This window comes from Microbacterium sp. MM2322 (genome assembly GCF_964186585.1).
Taxonomy (GTDB): domain Bacteria; phylum Actinomycetota; class Actinomycetes; order Actinomycetales; family Microbacteriaceae; genus Microbacterium.
Genome location: NZ_OZ075067.1, coordinates 2,803,371 through 2,819,174 on the forward strand (window position 1 = coordinate 2,803,371; position 15,804 = coordinate 2,819,174).

The window sequence follows — 15,804 nt, forward strand, 5'->3', positions numbered from 1 at the left end:
GTGCTTTCGGCGAGAGGACATGATGTGGATGCCTCGCGGGCTGCGCGGCCGCCGACCCCACCCCCTGCGCGCGACCGCACCCTCTACATCCCGCTCGCACAGGGTGGGGTCGAGCAGAAGGGGTGGGGTGGATGCCTCAGCCTCGCACCACGCGCGGTTCGAGCTCCGCGCGCACAACCTCCGCACCCACGGGCGGCGAGCCCGCAAAGCGCACGCGCCCCGACGGCGGTCCGGGCAGGATCTCGATGCGCAGCTCGCTCGCGTCGCCGCGGGCCTCGGCAGGGATGCGCCAGGGTCGCCCGGTCCACAGGGCGTCGGCGACGAGGCGGTCGCCGACCCACGCGCGGGCGACGTCGCCGGTCCAGTCGAGGCGGAGGGTCCGCTCGTCGGCCGGGTCGATCGCCACGGTCACGATCGCCGCCGCGTCCCACGAGTCCGGGATCGACGCGCGACCACCGTGCGCGGACCTGGCAGGAGGCGCACCGGCCGAACGCTCGACCCTCACCTCGACCGGGGTCGGCCGCCCGGGCTCGACGTCGACCGCCGACCACCCGTCCTCGCCGAGCACCTCGACGCGCGGCGTCACCGCGGCGTCCCCCGCGAAGGTCACCTCCCCGCCTGCTGTCACGACCGCGCCCGGAGCCCACACGAGCCGCCCGTCGGCGACGGCGATCGCGTCGGCATCCGCCTGGTCGAGCACGAGCACCCGCGCGGCGACGCCGACATCGCGCGACAGCTCCCACACCCGCCCGCGCCGAGCCGGAACCTCGACCGCGTCCGCATCGGCCGAGACCTGCGGCGGGATGCCGTCGGTCGCCGCCGCGACCAGCAGCGGCGACCCGCGCCACACCACCTCGGTCACCGGTTGCGCGGTCAGCCAGTGCACGGTCGCGTCGCCGAGCGGCATCCCGAACGGCCACGCGAACACCGCGCCGGTCGGAATGTCGGCCTCGGGGAACATGACGTCGCCGACCTCGAATCGCACACCCTCGTGGGCGGGCAGGTCGACCCCCGGATGCCGGTTCACGACGAACACGAAACCGCTCGCCCCGTCGGAGCGCACCGACCACCGGAGCCCGGTGACGTCCGGGGCGTCGACCGCGTCGTCGGGGAACGAGGCGGGCATCGCGGCGAGCGCTGATCCCCAGCGCGCGAGCATGAGGTGCTGCCGGCGGAGCGCCGCCCAGCTCGCCCGCGGCACACCCTCGACCTGGAGGGGTGCCCCGAAGTCGTACGAAAGCTCGACGAAGTCGTTGGGCGCGCCCGCCGCGTGCGATTCCTGCAGGCCGCGCCGCGGATTCCGCCCGTCGGCGTACATGTAGTACCCCTGCCAGACGCTGCCCGACGCGAGCTTCGCCATCGCGATTCCTGCGACGTCGGCCGCAAGCACGTCGAGCCGCCGGTGGTACGCCGAGGTCATGCCCGACCCGAGCTCGCAGGTCGTGAACGGATGCGGCGCCCGCACCGCCTCGGCGACGGCCGCGTCATCGCGGTGGTCGGCGCCGATCGAGTCGTCGTCGCGTCGCGGTGACGGGTAGAAGTTCGCGTGACTGCGGAGGTCGGGATCGGTCTCGGCGTCGACCCAGAACGACTCGGGGTATCCGCCGTACACCGGGAGGAACCCGTCGGGCACCGCCGCGCCACCCCACCCGGTCGCCGTCCAGATGGGCGCGGTGAAACCCAGCCCCTCGGCGATGTCGCGCAGGCGGGCCAGGTGGTCGGCCCCGTCGTAGAGCTCGTTGTCGACCTGGATCGAGAACAGCGGGATGCTGCGCACCTCGTGCGCGAGCCGGGCATACCAGGTCTCGACCTCCGCCAGGTAGGCGGGGTCGTTCGTCCGGAGCGGCAGGCCGGAGTCGACGAGCCAGTCGGGGATCCCGCCGTGGCGCGCCTCGGCGTGGGCGTACGGGCCGATGCGGAGGATGAGCCCAAGCCCGACCTCCCGGGCCGTCTCGAGGAAGGCGCGCAGGTCGAGTCCGCCGGTGAAGTCGGCCTGACCGCGCACCGGCTCGTGATGGTTCCAGAGGACGTACGACGACACGTGGGTGAGGCCGCCGGCGCGGGCGGCGGTGAGCACCGGCATCCACCTCTCACGAGGGATGCGGGAGTAGTGGATCTCGCCCGAGATCGGGAACACCGGGATGCCGTCCTGCCGGAGCGACTGCGCGGTGACGTCGATTCCCGATTCCGCGGAGGGACGGATGCCCGCGGGCTCGGGGGTATCCGGCGGGCGGACGGAAAGGGCGTGGATGCGCGTCATCGGGACTCCAGCTGGGGACGGGGACTCCCCCGAGCCTAGGAGCCGCCCGGTACCCGGCCGGGGCCGCGCGCGGATCGTCCAGGCATCCCGTCGCTTCACTCCGAGGCGGATGCCAGCAGCGCGTCGCGCAGGCGAGGGCTGAGTCCGACGAGGTCGGTTTCGACCGGAACAGCGAGAGCCTGCAGGGCTCGGCTGAAGTAGTTGCGCGCCGCCGCGGCCAGGGTGATGTCGACGATCTGCCGGTCATCGAAGCCCGCGTCGCGCAACCCCTGACCGTCTGCATCGGTCATGTCGGTGGGATGCGTCGACAGTCGCCGCGCGTACCTGATGACCGCCCGGTCGGCGTCACTGAAGTCCGGGTGTTCGCCGTGCTGTGCGAGACCCTCGATCTGATCCTCCGCGAGCGCGCCCGAGCGCAGAGCCTTACGGCCGTGTGCGAGCAGGCAGTGCCGCGAGCGCAGCGCGCCCGCAGCGGCGAGGGTCGCGAGTTCATACGTGCGCACCCCGATTGACGGGACGACCGCGTGGATGAGCGCCTCGAAGGCGGCCAGCGCCTCGGGGTTGACCGCCATCGCCCGCGTATGGCTGAACACGAACCCGTCCTCGGCGAGGTCGTCGCGGTAGATCTCGGCGATCACGCCATCGGAACCATCGGGATCGGGGGTGCGGATGATCATGGGAGCCTCCCGGGATGTCATGACGCTGGGTCCGTCCTACTCCCCGGGGGCCGGTTACACCAGTGCGGGCTGCTCCTCCAGGGCCCCCGCATCCTTGACGACGAACTCCCGGCCTGAATCGCACAGGTCACGAATTCGTTCCTCATGCCTGTCTGCGCTTACGGCTGGGCGTCGGTTGTGATCTGCGCGAGGGCGTTCATGAATCCTTCAGAGCACCCGCTGGGTCGTCGAAGTTCTGGTCCTCAGCCGGTCACCGTCACGTGGCGGCATCGGGCGCCTGAGATGTGGCACTCCAGCTTGCGAGGAGACGGAGGCGGTCGGCTGTTTCCGATCCGGGCTCGGCGCCGTAGATGATCAGGTTCTGGCCGGGGTCGGCAGGCAGCGGCATGGATTCGAATGTCAGGTGGAGGTCGCCGACGACGGGGTGGTGGATGAATTTGATGCCGGCGTCGTGAGTGCGCACGTCATGGGATCGCCACAGCACTCGGAATTCGGCGCTGTCGCGGTTGAGGTCGTCGATGAGTTGTTGCAAGTCTCGATTCAGCGGGTCGGTGCCGAGTTCGCGTCGCAGGTTGGCGACCAGGTTCGCTGCGGCGGTGTCCCACTCGATGAAGAACTCTTTGGCGCCTGGGTTGAGGAACGTGTATCGGGCGGTGTTCGGGATGCCGTCGGGCGCGGCGTCGTACAGGGGTGAATAGGTCTCGCGTCCGAGGGTGTTCGCGGCGATGAGACCACGGGTGACGGTCCCGACGAATGCGGGTGATTCGGTGAGGCCGTCGAGAATGCGCTGCACGGCCGGTCGCACGAGAGTCCGCATCGGGCGCGAGGCGGTTCGCAGAGAGGCGGTGGTACCGGTGAGGTGGAACAGGTGATCGCGTTCGGTGGGCGTGAGTTGAAGGGCTCGGGCGACGGCGTCGAGCACCGACTCGGAGACGACGCCTACGGCTCCGCGTTCGAGCTTGGTGTAGTAGTCGACGCTCACCCCGGCGAGCATCGCTACTTCTTCGCGCCGGAGACCCGCGACTCGGCGGTTCCCGCCGTACGCGGGGAGCTTGGCCTGCTCGGGAGTGATTCGCGCCCGCCGAGACACGAGGAACTCGCGCAGCTCGTTTCCGGTTTCCATGATCCGAGGCTACGACTGGCCACGGCGATAAAGGGGGTTCTGCGAGAGCCTGTATCGCCCCGCACAGCGGGCGTTGACTGGCCTTCGACCGCAGACGGCCAGATCGTGCTCGGGTGCACGAGCCAGCTCAACGAGCACTACGCAGTCCGTCCGCCCGCGGGCTACTGAACCCCCTCCTCGCGCCGCACGGCGCAGTCGAAAGGAACGATCATGACCACGATCCCCACGGTCACCCTGAACAACGGTGTCGAGATGCCGCTGCTGGGCTTCGGCGTCTTCCAGATCCCCGACGAAAACACTCAGCAGGCCATGATCGACGCGATCCAGGCCGGCTACCGCCTGATCGACACCGCCGCCAGCTACGGCAACGAAGAAGCTGTCGGCCGAGGCATCGCAGCCAGCGGTATCGCCCGGGAAGAACTCTTCATCACGACCAAGCTGTGGATCCAGAGGCGCGGCGAGCAGGGCGCCCTCGAAGCGTTCGAGACCTCGATGAAAAAGCTCGGCCTCGACTACCTCGACCTTTATCTGATCCATCAGCCCTTCGGGGACTACTACGGCGAGTGGCGGGCCATGGAGAAGCTGCACAAAGACGGCCGTATCCGTGCAATCGGCGTCTCCAACTTCGCCCCCGACCGGCTCGTCGACCTCATCCAGTTCAGCGAGATCATGCCCGCGGTGAATCAGATGGAGACCAACCCCTTCCACCAGCAAGCCGACTACCAGGAACTGCTCACCAAAGAAGGCGTCGTCCTCGAAGCGTGGGCGCCCTTCGCTGAGGGCAAGAACGACCTGTTCGCCAACCCGGTGCTGACTGAGATCGGCGAGAAGTACGACAAGGCACCCGCCCAGGTCGTCCTGCGCTGGCTGCTCCAGCGCGGCGTCGTGTCGCTCGCGAAGTCGGTCAAGCGCGAGCGGATGCGGCAGAACATCGACGTCCTCAGCTTCGAACTCGCCCCCGAGGACCTGGATCGCATCGCGACACTCGATGCTGGCGAGTCGCAGTTCTTCTCCCACGCCGACCCCGAGATGGTCCGCTGGCTCGCCGGCCGAGCGGAAAGCTAGGAACCGGTCAGGCTCGTGGACGGAATCGATCCGCGGGACGATCCTCGCGATCAGGGTTGGCCTCGCAGGCTCGCGTTCCTAGGCTGAGCGGATGCAGGCGGACTGGATCGAACACCGGCGTTCCGACGACGGTGAACTCCTGGGATGGATGAAGCCCGTCGGGGAAGGCTTCGTCGTCGTGGACTTGCTCGGCCGAACTCGCACGGACGCTGTGGACTGGTTGACCGCAGAAGAATGCCTCGATGCTCTGGGGCTGACCTACTTGGCCGACCGGTACGAGTTTCGCCTGAACGACGGTTCATGGCTGAAAGTGCGTATTGCAGAAGTCTCGCCGACGGGAATCCGGCTGCAGAAGGATGACTGGGGCAGCGTCTCTGCGACGGAGCTGTACTACTCAACGCCCTTCCCCGTCAGCCCGGACACCCTGCGGCCGCTCTCGTAGAGGGGAGATCCCTCTGCTGGCGCAGGGCACCGCCACGCAGATGTGATTCTCGCCGATCTCGTTGGCAACGCCGTTCGGTGCGCCGGTCCCGGGGCAGCCATCTCCATCCGGGCCCGCCGCAAGGGCGACGGTATCCGCATAGACGTGAGCGACGATCGGACTCGGGCTACCGATCGCACGCGAGAATACGGCACTCCACGGCGATGTCTCCCGCCTCAGCTCTCGGCGGCCACTCCAGCGGCGACAGCGAATATCACGACCACACCGATCACGATCCACGCGATCATCCACGGTCTGCGCTCGTACAGCGGCACCACGCCGGGATGGCGCTGCTCCAGCAGCTGAGGCGTCAGTGGCTCGTCGATGATCTCCGCCCGACCGAGGGCGCGGGTCAAGGCCATCAGGTCCCCAGCGTCGTAGACCTGGCCGGACAGACGCAAGAACGGTTTCGACCCCCCGGCCACCGCCACGAATGTCGGCGCGATGTCGTTGCCGAGCTGCTCGTACTGCAGCACCAAGACGGCCTTGGTCACGGCCTCCACCGGCGTCCGCTTCTCAAAGCCGAGCAGCAGGCCAGCCACGACGTATGACGCGTCCACCGTGACACTGGTGATCATGGTGGCTATCGCCAGTGTCCCCACCAAGAGCCCCGCGCCGATGACGGTCCAGATCGCCCAACTGGGCAGACCGGTGCCCTGCAGTCCGAGGGCTGCCACGATGACCAACGGAAAGAAGATCGCAGCGCGGTAGGCCAATCCCTTGCCGAAAGCCTGGCCGCTGGGCTTGATCGTCAGGTGTGGGGACCCGGGCGGTTGCGTCGAGTGCATACGTCGAGTTTTGCATCATGCTGGCCGCTGTCGCAGCCCGACATCACGGATGGATGTGGGTAGTTGCCCCCCCGTCACCGTGACCGACGGGCACGGTATCGTGGCCCCATGATCGATCCCCCTGGACCGGTTTCCTCATCACCACGGCCATCAGAGGTACTTGATGCCGTTGCCCTGGCCCGTTCCGGCGATCAGGCAACCGCCGCAGGCCAACTCGACGCACTGGCCGACAGCCCCGACCCCCTCACCGCCTGGTCGGCGACCGCCGCCCTGATGCCCTGGTGCTGGTGGAACGACGAGTTCACGGCTGCCGCGCAGCGTGTCGAGCGCACCGTTGCCGCGGTCGGTCCGCTCGCGGTTCACGCAGACCTGCCGAAGGTGAACGCTTTCGTGACCGCCTTCGCCGCGGCCGCCCACTACGAGGGCATAGACATCGTCGGCCCCCTCGAGAACGTGTTGGCTGCTCTGCCACCGGAGCACCGGCAGCGCCGGCTGTTCGACCAGACCTGGCACCGTGTGGTCTCGGAGCCATCCTCCGTGTTGCCTGCCGGGGTCCCCGATCCCGAACCGATGCTGTCCGGGCCGGCGGCCCTGGCCGCACGAGGCCTGTCCGCGCTGTCGGCCACCGAGGCGCAGACCGTGATGTTGGAGGCGATCAACTGCGGTCAACGGGATCTCGTGCTCGACTGGATCGACGCCGGGGTCCCGGTCCCTGACAGGTCCTGGACATTGCTCTGGGTTGCGGAGATGTTACTTGAGCGAGGACGCACTGATCAGGTCGAATCGCTTCTGGTCCGACAAGCAAGCGCCTGGATCCCGGCGGCGTGGTGGGAGACGACGTCTGGGAGGATCCCAGTGGGAATCGTCACCCACGACCTCACCACGCCGGCCGTCCGGCGGGCTCACCTGGAGCAGCCTGTCGCCGTGGGTGTGCACTGGGACGAACCCATCTGACCGTGCCTGATTGCCAGATTCAGAACCCACCGAGCGGCCTGACCGAAGCTCAGACCAGAAAACTACTCGTCCCGTAACGCACATACGGCGGCTTGGTGTGAAAACGTATGACGGTCTTCACCAGGACTCCTGGTCAGTGACACGCTCGCGGCCCGAGGAAGTGTACCCCCCTCCCCCCGAAGGAACGTGCGACCGCCACGCCCTACCCCTTCCCCTGCCCCCGATACGCCGTCGGCGACACCCCATGGGCCACACGGAATCTCCGTGAGAAGTAGAACGCGTCGTCCATGCCGACGCGGCGCGCGACCTCCGCGACGGGCAGGTCGGTCGCGTCGAGCAGGTGCCGGGCGTGCGCCATCTTCAGCGCGAGGTGGTGCGCGATGACCCCGCCGCCGGTCGCATCGCGGAACAGCGCGGCGAGGTGTGAGGGCGACACCCCGACCATCGAGGCGAGCTCGCCGACGTGCACACTGCCGTCGATGCGCTCCTCGAGGTAATGAAGTGCACGCTCGACGGGCGTGCCGTGCTCGGGCAGCAGCCGGTCGACGGCGAGTTGCGTGAACAGCCGCCACGCCATTCCCGCCGTCGCGACCATGCGACCCGGGGTGGTGTCGCGAGCGAGCGACGTCGAGATCTCGTCGAGCAGCGCCGTCACGCGCTCCACGCCGCGGAGCGACAGCGTCACGCGGGCGGGCGACACCCCGACGGCGTCGAGCAGCTCGGGCACGTCCGAACCGCGCACGTGACACCACCAGATCGTCCAGGGGTCACTCGAGTCGGCTCCGTAGGAATGCGGCACGCCGCCCGGAATGACGATCGCCGTCGACGACCCGACGCGCGTCCGCTGACCGGCCACCTCGACCCACCCCGCTCCCGAGACGCACACGATCACGATCGTCTCAGGAGCACCCGTAGGGCGATGCCGGCCGTGGCCCGCCGCGCGTGGGAAGTAGCCAGCATCCGTCACCACCATCCGCCGCGTCACCGGACGGGCGAGAGCTGCCTCCACGACGGGGCGCGGCACGACACTCAGCCGTTGCCGCTCGAACCCCTCTGCCCGCTGCATCCCCCCATCCTGCCGCACCGCACCAGCGGATCGTCCAGGCTGCCCGCATCCCCGCCCATGGCCCCGCCGCCTCGACACTCGTAGATTCGCCCCATGCCCGACGCTGCGCCCAGCCGCATCCACCTGCCAGACGCCCCCGCCGACCAGCAGGCTCTGCTCGATGCGGGCGGCGTCGCGTGCTGGAGCGAGGACGTCACGATCGACACCTACGAGCCCGGCGGCCCCGACCCCTACCCGGCGTTCCTCGACCGGCGCGTCTACCAGGGGTCGAGCGGGCGGGTCTATCCGCTGCCGATGATCGAGTCGATCTCGCACGAGAAGCAGCCGCGGGCGTGGCGGGCGATCCACCTCGAGAACGCGTACGTCCGGCTCATGCTGCTGCCCGAGCTCGGCGGACGCATCCACATCGGGTACGACAAGGTCGCGGGCTACGACTTCTTCTACCGGAACAACGTCATCAAGCCCGCCCTCGTCGGCCTCGCCGGCCCGTGGATCTCGGGCGGCGTCGAGTTCAACTGGCCCCAGCACCATCGCCCCGCCACGTTCCTCCCCGTCGACAGCCGCATCGAGCGCGAGGACGACGGCAGCGCGATCGTCTGGCACAGCGACCTCGATCCCCTGCAGCGGATGCGGGGCGTCCACGGCGTGCGGCTGCGCCCGGGATCCTCACTCATCGAGCTCGACGTGCGCCTGCACAACTGCACCGACGTGCCGCAGACCTTCCTGTGGTGGGCGAACGTCGCCGCCCGCTCGCACGAGCAGTACCAGTCGTTCTTCCCCGACGACGTCCGCTTCGTCGCCGACCACGCCCGCCGCGCGATCACCGCGTTCCCGCACGCCGACCGGGCGTACTACGGCGTCGACTATCCCACCCTCGCCGCCGAGCGCCCCGGCGCCGACCGCATCGACGTGTACAGCAACATCCCCGTACCCACGTCGTACATGATCACCGACACCGAGGACGGCTTCTTCGGCGGCTACGACCACGCCGCCGACGCCGGATTCGTCCACTGGGCCGACCCCGCGATCTCGCCTGGCAAGAAGCAGTGGACGTGGGGCGACGGCCCCATCGGACGCGCCTGGGACGACCAGCTCACCGACACCGACGGCCCCTACGTCGAGCTCATGGCCGGGGTGTACACCGACAACCAGCCCGACTTCGCGTGGCTCATGCCCGGCGAGACGAAGACGTTCTCGCAGCACTGGTTCCCCGTACACGCCATCGGTCCGGCACGGCAGGCGACGACGGATGCCGCGGTCTCGGTCACGACCAAGGGCGGCCGGTCGCGCATCGGCGTCCTCACGACGCGTGCGCACGGAGCGGCGCGCGTCGAGGTCAGGGTCGACGGCGGTGACACGAGGATCACGGACGTCGCGATCGGCCCCGACTCCCCCGCCGTCGTCGAGGTCACCGGAACCGCGGTCGAGGTCACGGTCGTCGCCGACGATGCGATCCTCGTCCGGTGGGTGCGCCGGGACGCCGAGCCCGCGGAGCCCTGGGTCGCGACGGCGCCCGAGGCACCCGAACGCATCGAGGGCACCGACGAGCTGCTGCTCACGGCGGCGCATCTGGTGCAGTACCGGCATCCCACCCGGTCGCCCCTCCCCTACCTGCGCGAGGCGCTGCGGCGGGATCCCGACGACGCGCGCGCCCGCACGATGCTCGGCGCGTGGCACCTCGCGCGCGCCGAGTACGCCGCGGCGCGCGAACACCTCGAGGCGGCCGTCGCCCGCGAGACCCGCCGCAACCTGAACCCCCGCGACGGCGAGGCGCACTACCTGCTCGGGCTCGCGCTCGAGCGCCTCGGCGAGCGCGACGCGGCCGATCGGCGGTTCGCGCGGGCGGCGTGGAACGCGGTGTGGGCGGCACCGGCATCCCTCGCCCGTGCTCGCCTCGCGCTCGCGGACGGGCGCCCGTCCGACGCGCTCCGACTCGCGGATGCCGCCGACGCGATTCCCGAGGCGCGCCGTCTGCGCGTGCTCGCGCTGCGCCGACTCGGGCGTGACGACGAGGCGACGGCGAGGCTCGAAGATCTCGTCGCCGCCGACCCGCTCGACCCGATCACTGTGCTGCTCGCCGACGCGCCGGCTCCCTCCGACCCGCGCGCGGCGCTCGACGCAGGCGCCGAGTTCGCCCGGGCCGGCGCGCTCGAGGAGGCCCTCGCCGCAACCGAGCGCACCGCGACGGGCGAGTCCGGGTTCGGCAACCTCGAGCCGGTCCGGCTGATCCTCCGCGCCGCGTGGGCGGAGGCCGCCGGCCACCCCGATCTCGCCGCCACCGAGCGGGCCGCCGCCGACCGCCTCGACCTCGGCGGCGCGTTCCCCGCCGGCCTCGATCAGCACGACGCCCTCGTCGCCGGAGTCGCCGCCGGATCGTCCGCCGCCGCCGGCATGCTCGGCGCCTGGTTGCTCGACGCGGGGCGCGACGACGACGCCCTCGCGGCGCTCGACCGGGCCCGCGCGCTCGGCGCCGACGACCCCGTCGTCCTGCGGAACCTCGCCCTCGCCACGGTCCGCACCGGCGGCAGCCCCGACGACGCGGCCTCCCTCTACGAGACAGCCCTCGCCCGCCGCGCCGACCCTCGGCTCGTGCTCGAGCGCGACCTCCTCGCGCAGCTGACCGGGACGGATGCCGCGACCCGCCTCGCTCTGCTCGAACGCCACCCCGCGGCACTCGACGCCCGCGACGACCTCGCGGTCGCGCACGTCGGACTGCTCCTCGACGTCGGCCGCCTCGATGATGCGTGGCGGATCCTCACGACGCGGGTCTTCCGCCCGTTCGAAGGCGGTGAGGGCGTCGTGCTCGCCGCGTACGACCGCGCTGCGTGTCTGCTCGCGCGCCGCGACTGCGCCGAGGGCCGCCCGGATGCCGCGATCGCCCTGCTTCACGCCGGGATCGATGCACCTGCGAACCTCGGCGAGGGGCGGCATCCCGCCGTCCCCCAGGCCGAGCGGTTCGTCGCGCTCGGCGACGCGCACCGCCTCGCCGGTGACGACGTGGCCGCGCGCGCCGCCTGGGAGCGGGCCTGTGCGGCGACGCCGCTCGCCGTTGCTCCGCGTCCCGCCGACGAGGCGACCTTCTGGATCGGGGTCGCGCACACGCGGCTCGGCTCGCACGACGCCGCAGCCGACGTGTGGACCGAACTCGACGCGCGCGCCGCCCAGATCGAGTCCGCCCCCGACGAGGTCGACTACTTCGCGACGTCGCTGCCGGAGCTGCTGGTGTTCGATCTTGACACCGCCGATCGCCGACGGGCGCAGGCCGCCCGCCTGCGCGAACTCGCCGCCGTGGGACGCACGACGGCAGACGAAAGGATGAACGCATGACCGACCGCTACATGGGCTCCGGCAATGTCGCCGAAGGGCCCTACGGACCGACAGGCCCCATCCCCGCACACCTCCCGGACCGTCTCGCGATCACGCTCTGGGACTTCTCCTGGTACACCCGCGCCGGCGCGGGCGATGTTTACGCCGACCTGGATGCCGCGTGCGCTGACGCGGCATCGCTCGGCTACAACGCGATCCGCATCTGCGCGGCGCCCCTGCTGCTGTTCGGCGACCTGGGGCTCGACGACCTCGCCCGTGACCTGGAGATCGAGGGGCTGGGACCGGCGGCATCCGGCGGGTACTACGGTCAGCGCACCCGCTGGTACGACACCCCCGGCGGGTACGCGCTCGACCTCTACGCCCACCTCGAGGCGCTGTTCGCCGCCGCGCGACGGCACGGGCTGGTACTGATCCTCTCGAGCTGGGAGTACCAGCAGTCGCCCGCTTTCGCCGCGTCGCCCCGGTGGTTCGACGCGATCGACGCGGTCCCGTTCGAGGCCCGCTACCGGCTGCTCGCTGAGGCCTGGGATCGGATGCTGGCCTGGGTCGACGCGCACGGGTTCCGCGACCTCGTGGCCCTCGTCGAGATCCACAACGAGGTGGAGTTCTCGATCCTGCCACCGCTGACCGACGAGGCGGCGACCGAGGTCGCGCGGCTCGGGGAGCGGCATCCCGACCTGCTCGTCACCGCCAGCTACGGCAAACCGCCCCACCTGGCGATGCACCGCCTGCCCGCAGGCCTCGGCGCGGCGCAGTGCCACGTGTACAGCTACGGCGTGCTCGACGCGCTGCAGAGCCGCATCGACATCCGGTCGGAGGGGACCGAGGGGTTCCCGAACGCCGAGCTGCGCGCGCTCTTGCGGCCCGACGCGCCCACGCTGGAGGAGTACGGCCGGCCCGCCGAGTGGAAGCTGCGGTCGACCGTCGTCACCGACCAGATGATCTACGGCTACGACTGGGTCGACCCCGACGCCTGGGACGCCTGGCTCGACGCCGAGTACCCGCGCTACGCCGAGGTCATGCACCGCGAGATCGAATCCCGCGTCATCGCGATCGCCGAGTGGGCGCGCTGGCAAGGGGTGCCCGCGCTGATCGGCGAGGGCTGGGTGGGGTACACCCCGCTGCACGGCGGGTTCGAGGAGTCCGAGACCGGTCGCGAGCTGGCGGAACACGGCATCCGCACGGCCCTCGGCCGCGGCGTGTGGGGCGTCGTCCTCTGCTCGAACGCCGCCCCGCACCACCCCATGTGGCAGCTGCGCGAGTGGCAGCAGCGCGTGAACGCGCTCGTGCGCGGGATGTGACGCGCGCGCTGGTCCCCGCTCTTGTGTCCACATCATGTTCTCTCGCCGAGACGACACGTTGCGCGCACGCATAGCGTGTGGTGTCGGCGAGAGAACATGATGTCGCCGAGCTTGACGCCGCACTGTCGCCGCACTGACGCCCCGCTCGGGCGCAAACGAAGCGGGGGTGGATGCCACCGGCATCCACCCCCGCTCACGTCACCACTCAGCGCAGCGGCACCTTCGCGAACGACATGTCGGACGCGAGGTAGAAGTCCGTGTACGCGGGCTGGTTGTACGCCGTCTGCTGACGCGCGATCTCGGCCCGGTACTGCGGGTCGTGCATCAGCGTGTAGAGCTTGTGCTCGGTCGGCTCAGTCGAGACATACATGCGCAGCGCTGACGAGTCCGCCGTCCGCACGAGCAGCTCCTCGCGCCAGTCACCGAGCACATCGGCCACGAGCGACGGGTTGCCTTTCGTGCCGTTGTTGGTCAGGGTGCCGGATGCCGTGAGCACCGTCCCGCGCGTCCAATCGTCGATCGTGGGGGTGACGGTCTGCGCGCCGTTCACGATCTGCGTCGTGAGGTCGCCGGCCCAGCGGATCGACATGTTCGTGCCGGGGTTGGTGGCCTGCAGGACGTCGCCGTCGGCGGAGAGGAGGCCGGAGGCATCCGTTCCGGCGGGCATGCTCGACCAGACCTCGACGCCGGGCACATCGGCACGGACGTCGCCGACCATCCCGCGGCCGGTGTCCTTGCCCGAGTAGGCGCCGAAGAGCACCTCGCCCGTCGCGGCATCCCGCATCGCCGTCCCGTACGGGGCGTAGGCGCCACCCTCGTGAACGGTGAAGATCTCCTTGCCCGGGCGGTTCGGATCGAAGTCGCCGACGTGCATCGCGTCGCCGTGGCCGAGGCGCGCCGTCTCGCCCGGGGTGGCGCTGCCTTCGGGCATCGTGTCGAACGACGAGTAGAGCAGGCTGCCGTCGTCGTCGAGGGTCGCGGAACCGTAGACGATCTCTTGCTTGCCGTCGCCGTCGACGTCCGCCGCGCTCAGGCTGTGGAAGCCCTGCGTCGTGAGCGTGCCGTACTCGGGGTCGGTGCCGTCGCGACCGTGCGGACCGTCGTTGAACGGGTTCGTCATGGGCACGTGCCCGCTGTCGACGAGCCAGCGCTTCTTCAGGTGCTTGCCGTTCCAGTCGTACGTCGCGACGGTCGAGCGCGTGTAGTAGCCGCGGGCGAACACCGCCGACGGATGCGTCCCGTCGAGGTACGCAACGCCGGAGAGGAAGCGGTCGACGCGGTTGCCCGGCTCGATGCGCGACATCGCGTAGTCGCCCCAGAGCAGGCCGTCGTCACCGCGACCCGGCTCGTAGCGGACCGTCTCGAGCTCCTTGCCGGTCTTGCCCTCGAACACCGTCAGGTACTCGGGACCGTCGACGATGAAGCCTTCGAAGTTCCGCAGCACGTTGCGGGCCGAGCGCGACGGCGCGTACACGTCGATGAAGTAGTCGACGAGCTCCTCCGCATCGGCGCGGGAGAGCGGGTAGTCGTGCGTCGGCTCGGTGCCGAGCGCCTCCTCGATCGTGGCGGGCCACTGACCCGAGACGACCTCCTCGCGCTCCGACCAACCCTGGAAGACATCGGCGAGGTGCGCGGCGTAGTCGTCGGCGCTCATCCGATAGTCGTCGGAGTGCGAATAGCCCGCCTTGCGGTCGGACTTCGGCATGGTGACGTACTCGGCCTTCTTGGCCTTGCCCTTCTTGTACTCGGTGCTCTTCGTTCCGGGCGCCGTCTTCATCATGATCTCGGCCTTGCCGTTGCCGTCGAAGTCGTAGACGAGGAACTGCGTGTAGTGCGCCCCCGCGCGGATGTTCACGCCCAGGTCGATGCGGTTGAGCAGCGTGCCGTCGAGCTCGTACGTGTCGATGTAGACCGGCCCGGTGTAGCCGACCTGCGAGACATCCTTCGCGTTCGACGGGTCCCACTTGACGACGTACTCGTACGCACCGTCGCCGTCCACGTCACCGACCGACACGTCGTTCGCCGCATAGGTGTACGCCTCGCCTGCCGGCGTGACACCATCGGCGGGCTTCGTGAGCGGGATGTCGAGGAATGGCGACCCCTGCACCGTCACCTTGTCGGACGCCTTGCCCTCGCGCTTGCCCTGCAGCGGCGAGACGGTGTACTTCGAGCGGTCGGTGCCGTCCGGGTCGACATAGGTGGTCGAGTCGGTGACCGTCGCGATGCGCTTGCCGTCGCGCTTCACGACGAAGTCGGTGCCGGTGAGCCCGGTCGCGGATGCCCCGGTCGCCTCGCTCTTGAAGAGGCGCCAGGTGAGGTGGATGCCGCCCTCGCCCGGCAGGGCGACGAGCCCGCGGTCGAGCTTCTCGAGCTGCGGCGATGCGGCGGGTTTCGGCTTACCGGGGCCGTGCCCCGGGTGTGCCATCGCGGCCTGAGCCGGGATGACGAGGGCCGCTGCGGCGAGCGCGGCGACGACGGACGTGCGGACGGGATTTCTCATGCTGTTCACCCTTGAACTCGTGATGGAATGCGGTTTCCCCGGTGCCCGGCCGAGCCTAGGTCGGGCATTGAATCGTGTCAATGGATGCCGCACGGTCACCGCCCGCTCGCCGAGACGCATGCCCCGCGCGTGCAACCCGGGTCGGGGCAACTGTCGAGGGTGTGCCGAGTGCAGGTCATACGCTCACCTGCCCGCTCGATTCCGCCGGCATGCCGGCGCTGACCCTGCACCGGGCACGCGGCGTGTGGGGTGACGCCGCCGC

The 15,804-nt window shown here is 70.1% G+C and carries 11 protein-coding genes; 5 read left to right on the top strand and 6 right to left on the bottom strand.

Annotated elements, in window-relative coordinates; all coding sequences use genetic code 11:
- Positions 1-136: 136 nt before the first annotated feature.
- From ABQ271_RS13585 to ABQ271_RS13595, 3 genes are all read right to left on the bottom strand, one after another.
- A complete protein-coding gene (locus tag ABQ271_RS13585) occupies positions 137-2,260 on the bottom strand; it encodes a beta-galactosidase (protein WP_349309264.1) in 2,124 nt (707 codons plus the stop codon).
- Between the two features lie 95 nt (positions 2,261-2,355).
- A complete protein-coding gene (locus tag ABQ271_RS13590; protein ID WP_349309265.1) occupies positions 2,356-2,937 on the bottom strand; it encodes a carboxymuconolactone decarboxylase family protein in 582 nt (193 codons plus the stop codon).
- Positions 2,938-3,193: 256 nt separating this feature from the next.
- Positions 3,194-4,060, bottom strand: coding sequence for a helix-turn-helix transcriptional regulator (locus ABQ271_RS13595; protein WP_349309266.1), 867 nt, complete (start codon positions 4,058-4,060; stop codon positions 3,194-3,196).
- 210 nt (positions 4,061-4,270) lie between these two features.
- Between ABQ271_RS13595 and ABQ271_RS13600 the strand changes: the two genes are divergently transcribed.
- Entirely contained in the window at positions 4,271-5,125 is an 855-nt protein-coding gene (locus ABQ271_RS13600; protein ID WP_349309267.1) for an aldo/keto reductase, read from the top strand.
- A 91-nt stretch (positions 5,126-5,216) separates the two neighbouring features.
- Positions 5,217-5,567 carry a hypothetical protein gene (locus tag ABQ271_RS13605; RefSeq protein ID WP_349309268.1) on the top strand — a complete coding sequence of 117 codons (351 nt, stop codon included), beginning with the start codon at positions 5,217-5,219 and terminating at the stop codon, positions 5,565-5,567.
- 215 nt (positions 5,568-5,782) lie between these two features.
- On the opposite strand, the gene ABQ271_RS13610 is transcribed toward ABQ271_RS13605, so the two are convergent.
- On the bottom strand, positions 5,783-6,394 hold the full coding sequence (locus tag ABQ271_RS13610) for a hypothetical protein (RefSeq protein WP_349309269.1): 612 nt from the start codon (positions 6,392-6,394) through the stop codon (positions 5,783-5,785).
- 108 nt (positions 6,395-6,502) lie between these two features.
- Here ABQ271_RS13610 and ABQ271_RS13615 point away from each other — a divergent pair, with 108 nt between their 5' ends.
- Positions 6,503-7,348 carry a hypothetical protein gene (locus tag ABQ271_RS13615; protein WP_349309270.1) on the top strand — a complete coding sequence of 282 codons (846 nt, stop codon included), beginning with the start codon at positions 6,503-6,505 and terminating at the stop codon, positions 7,346-7,348.
- A 202-nt stretch (positions 7,349-7,550) separates the two neighbouring features.
- On the opposite strand, the gene ABQ271_RS13620 is transcribed toward ABQ271_RS13615, so the two are convergent.
- Complete coding sequence (locus ABQ271_RS13620; RefSeq protein ID WP_349309271.1) at positions 7,551-8,414, bottom strand: AraC family transcriptional regulator; 864 nt, start codon at positions 8,412-8,414, stop codon at positions 7,551-7,553.
- Positions 8,415-8,507: 93 nt separating this feature from the next.
- Here ABQ271_RS13620 and ABQ271_RS13625 point away from each other — a divergent pair, with 93 nt between their 5' ends.
- Both ABQ271_RS13625 and ABQ271_RS13630 read left to right on the top strand, forming a co-directional pair.
- Entirely contained in the window at positions 8,508-11,741 is a 3,234-nt protein-coding gene (locus tag ABQ271_RS13625) for a DUF5107 domain-containing protein (protein ID WP_349309272.1), read from the top strand.
- Positions 11,738-13,042, top strand: coding sequence for a cellulase-like family protein (locus ABQ271_RS13630; protein ID WP_349309273.1), 1,305 nt, complete (start codon positions 11,738-11,740; stop codon positions 13,040-13,042). Before ABQ271_RS13625 ends, ABQ271_RS13630 begins: the two co-directional genes overlap by 4 nt.
- A gap of 205 nt (positions 13,043-13,247) precedes the next feature.
- Here ABQ271_RS13630 and ABQ271_RS13635 read toward each other — a convergent pair whose 3' ends face one another.
- Positions 13,248-15,551 carry a rhamnogalacturonan lyase gene (locus ABQ271_RS13635; protein WP_349309274.1) on the bottom strand — a complete coding sequence of 768 codons (2,304 nt, stop codon included), beginning with the start codon at positions 15,549-15,551 and terminating at the stop codon, positions 13,248-13,250.
- Between the last annotated feature and the right edge of the window lie 253 nt (positions 15,552-15,804).

Bases quoted from the DNA above. Each gene is read 5' to 3' on its own strand.
- ABQ271_RS13585 (WP_349309264.1), bottom strand. From the start codon at position 2,260: ATGACGCGCATCCACGCCCTTTCCGTCCGCCCGCCGGATACCCCCGAG.
- ABQ271_RS13590 (WP_349309265.1), bottom strand. From the start codon at position 2,937: ATGATCATCCGCACCCCCGATCCCGATGGTTCCGATGGCGTGATCGCC.
- ABQ271_RS13595 (WP_349309266.1), bottom strand. From the start codon at position 4,060: ATGGAAACCGGAAACGAGCTGCGCGAGTTCCTCGTGTCTCGGCGGGCG.
- ABQ271_RS13600 (WP_349309267.1), top strand. From the start codon at position 4,271: ATGACCACGATCCCCACGGTCACCCTGAACAACGGTGTCGAGATGCCG.
- ABQ271_RS13605 (WP_349309268.1), top strand. From the start codon at position 5,217: ATGCAGGCGGACTGGATCGAACACCGGCGTTCCGACGACGGTGAACTC.
- ABQ271_RS13610 (WP_349309269.1), bottom strand. From the start codon at position 6,394: ATGCACTCGACGCAACCGCCCGGGTCCCCACACCTGACGATCAAGCCC.
- ABQ271_RS13615 (WP_349309270.1), top strand. From the start codon at position 6,503: ATGATCGATCCCCCTGGACCGGTTTCCTCATCACCACGGCCATCAGAG.
- ABQ271_RS13620 (WP_349309271.1), bottom strand. From the start codon at position 8,414: ATGCAGCGGGCAGAGGGGTTCGAGCGGCAACGGCTGAGTGTCGTGCCG.
- ABQ271_RS13625 (WP_349309272.1), top strand. From the start codon at position 8,508: ATGCCCGACGCTGCGCCCAGCCGCATCCACCTGCCAGACGCCCCCGCC.
- ABQ271_RS13630 (WP_349309273.1), top strand. From the start codon at position 11,738: ATGACCGACCGCTACATGGGCTCCGGCAATGTCGCCGAAGGGCCCTAC.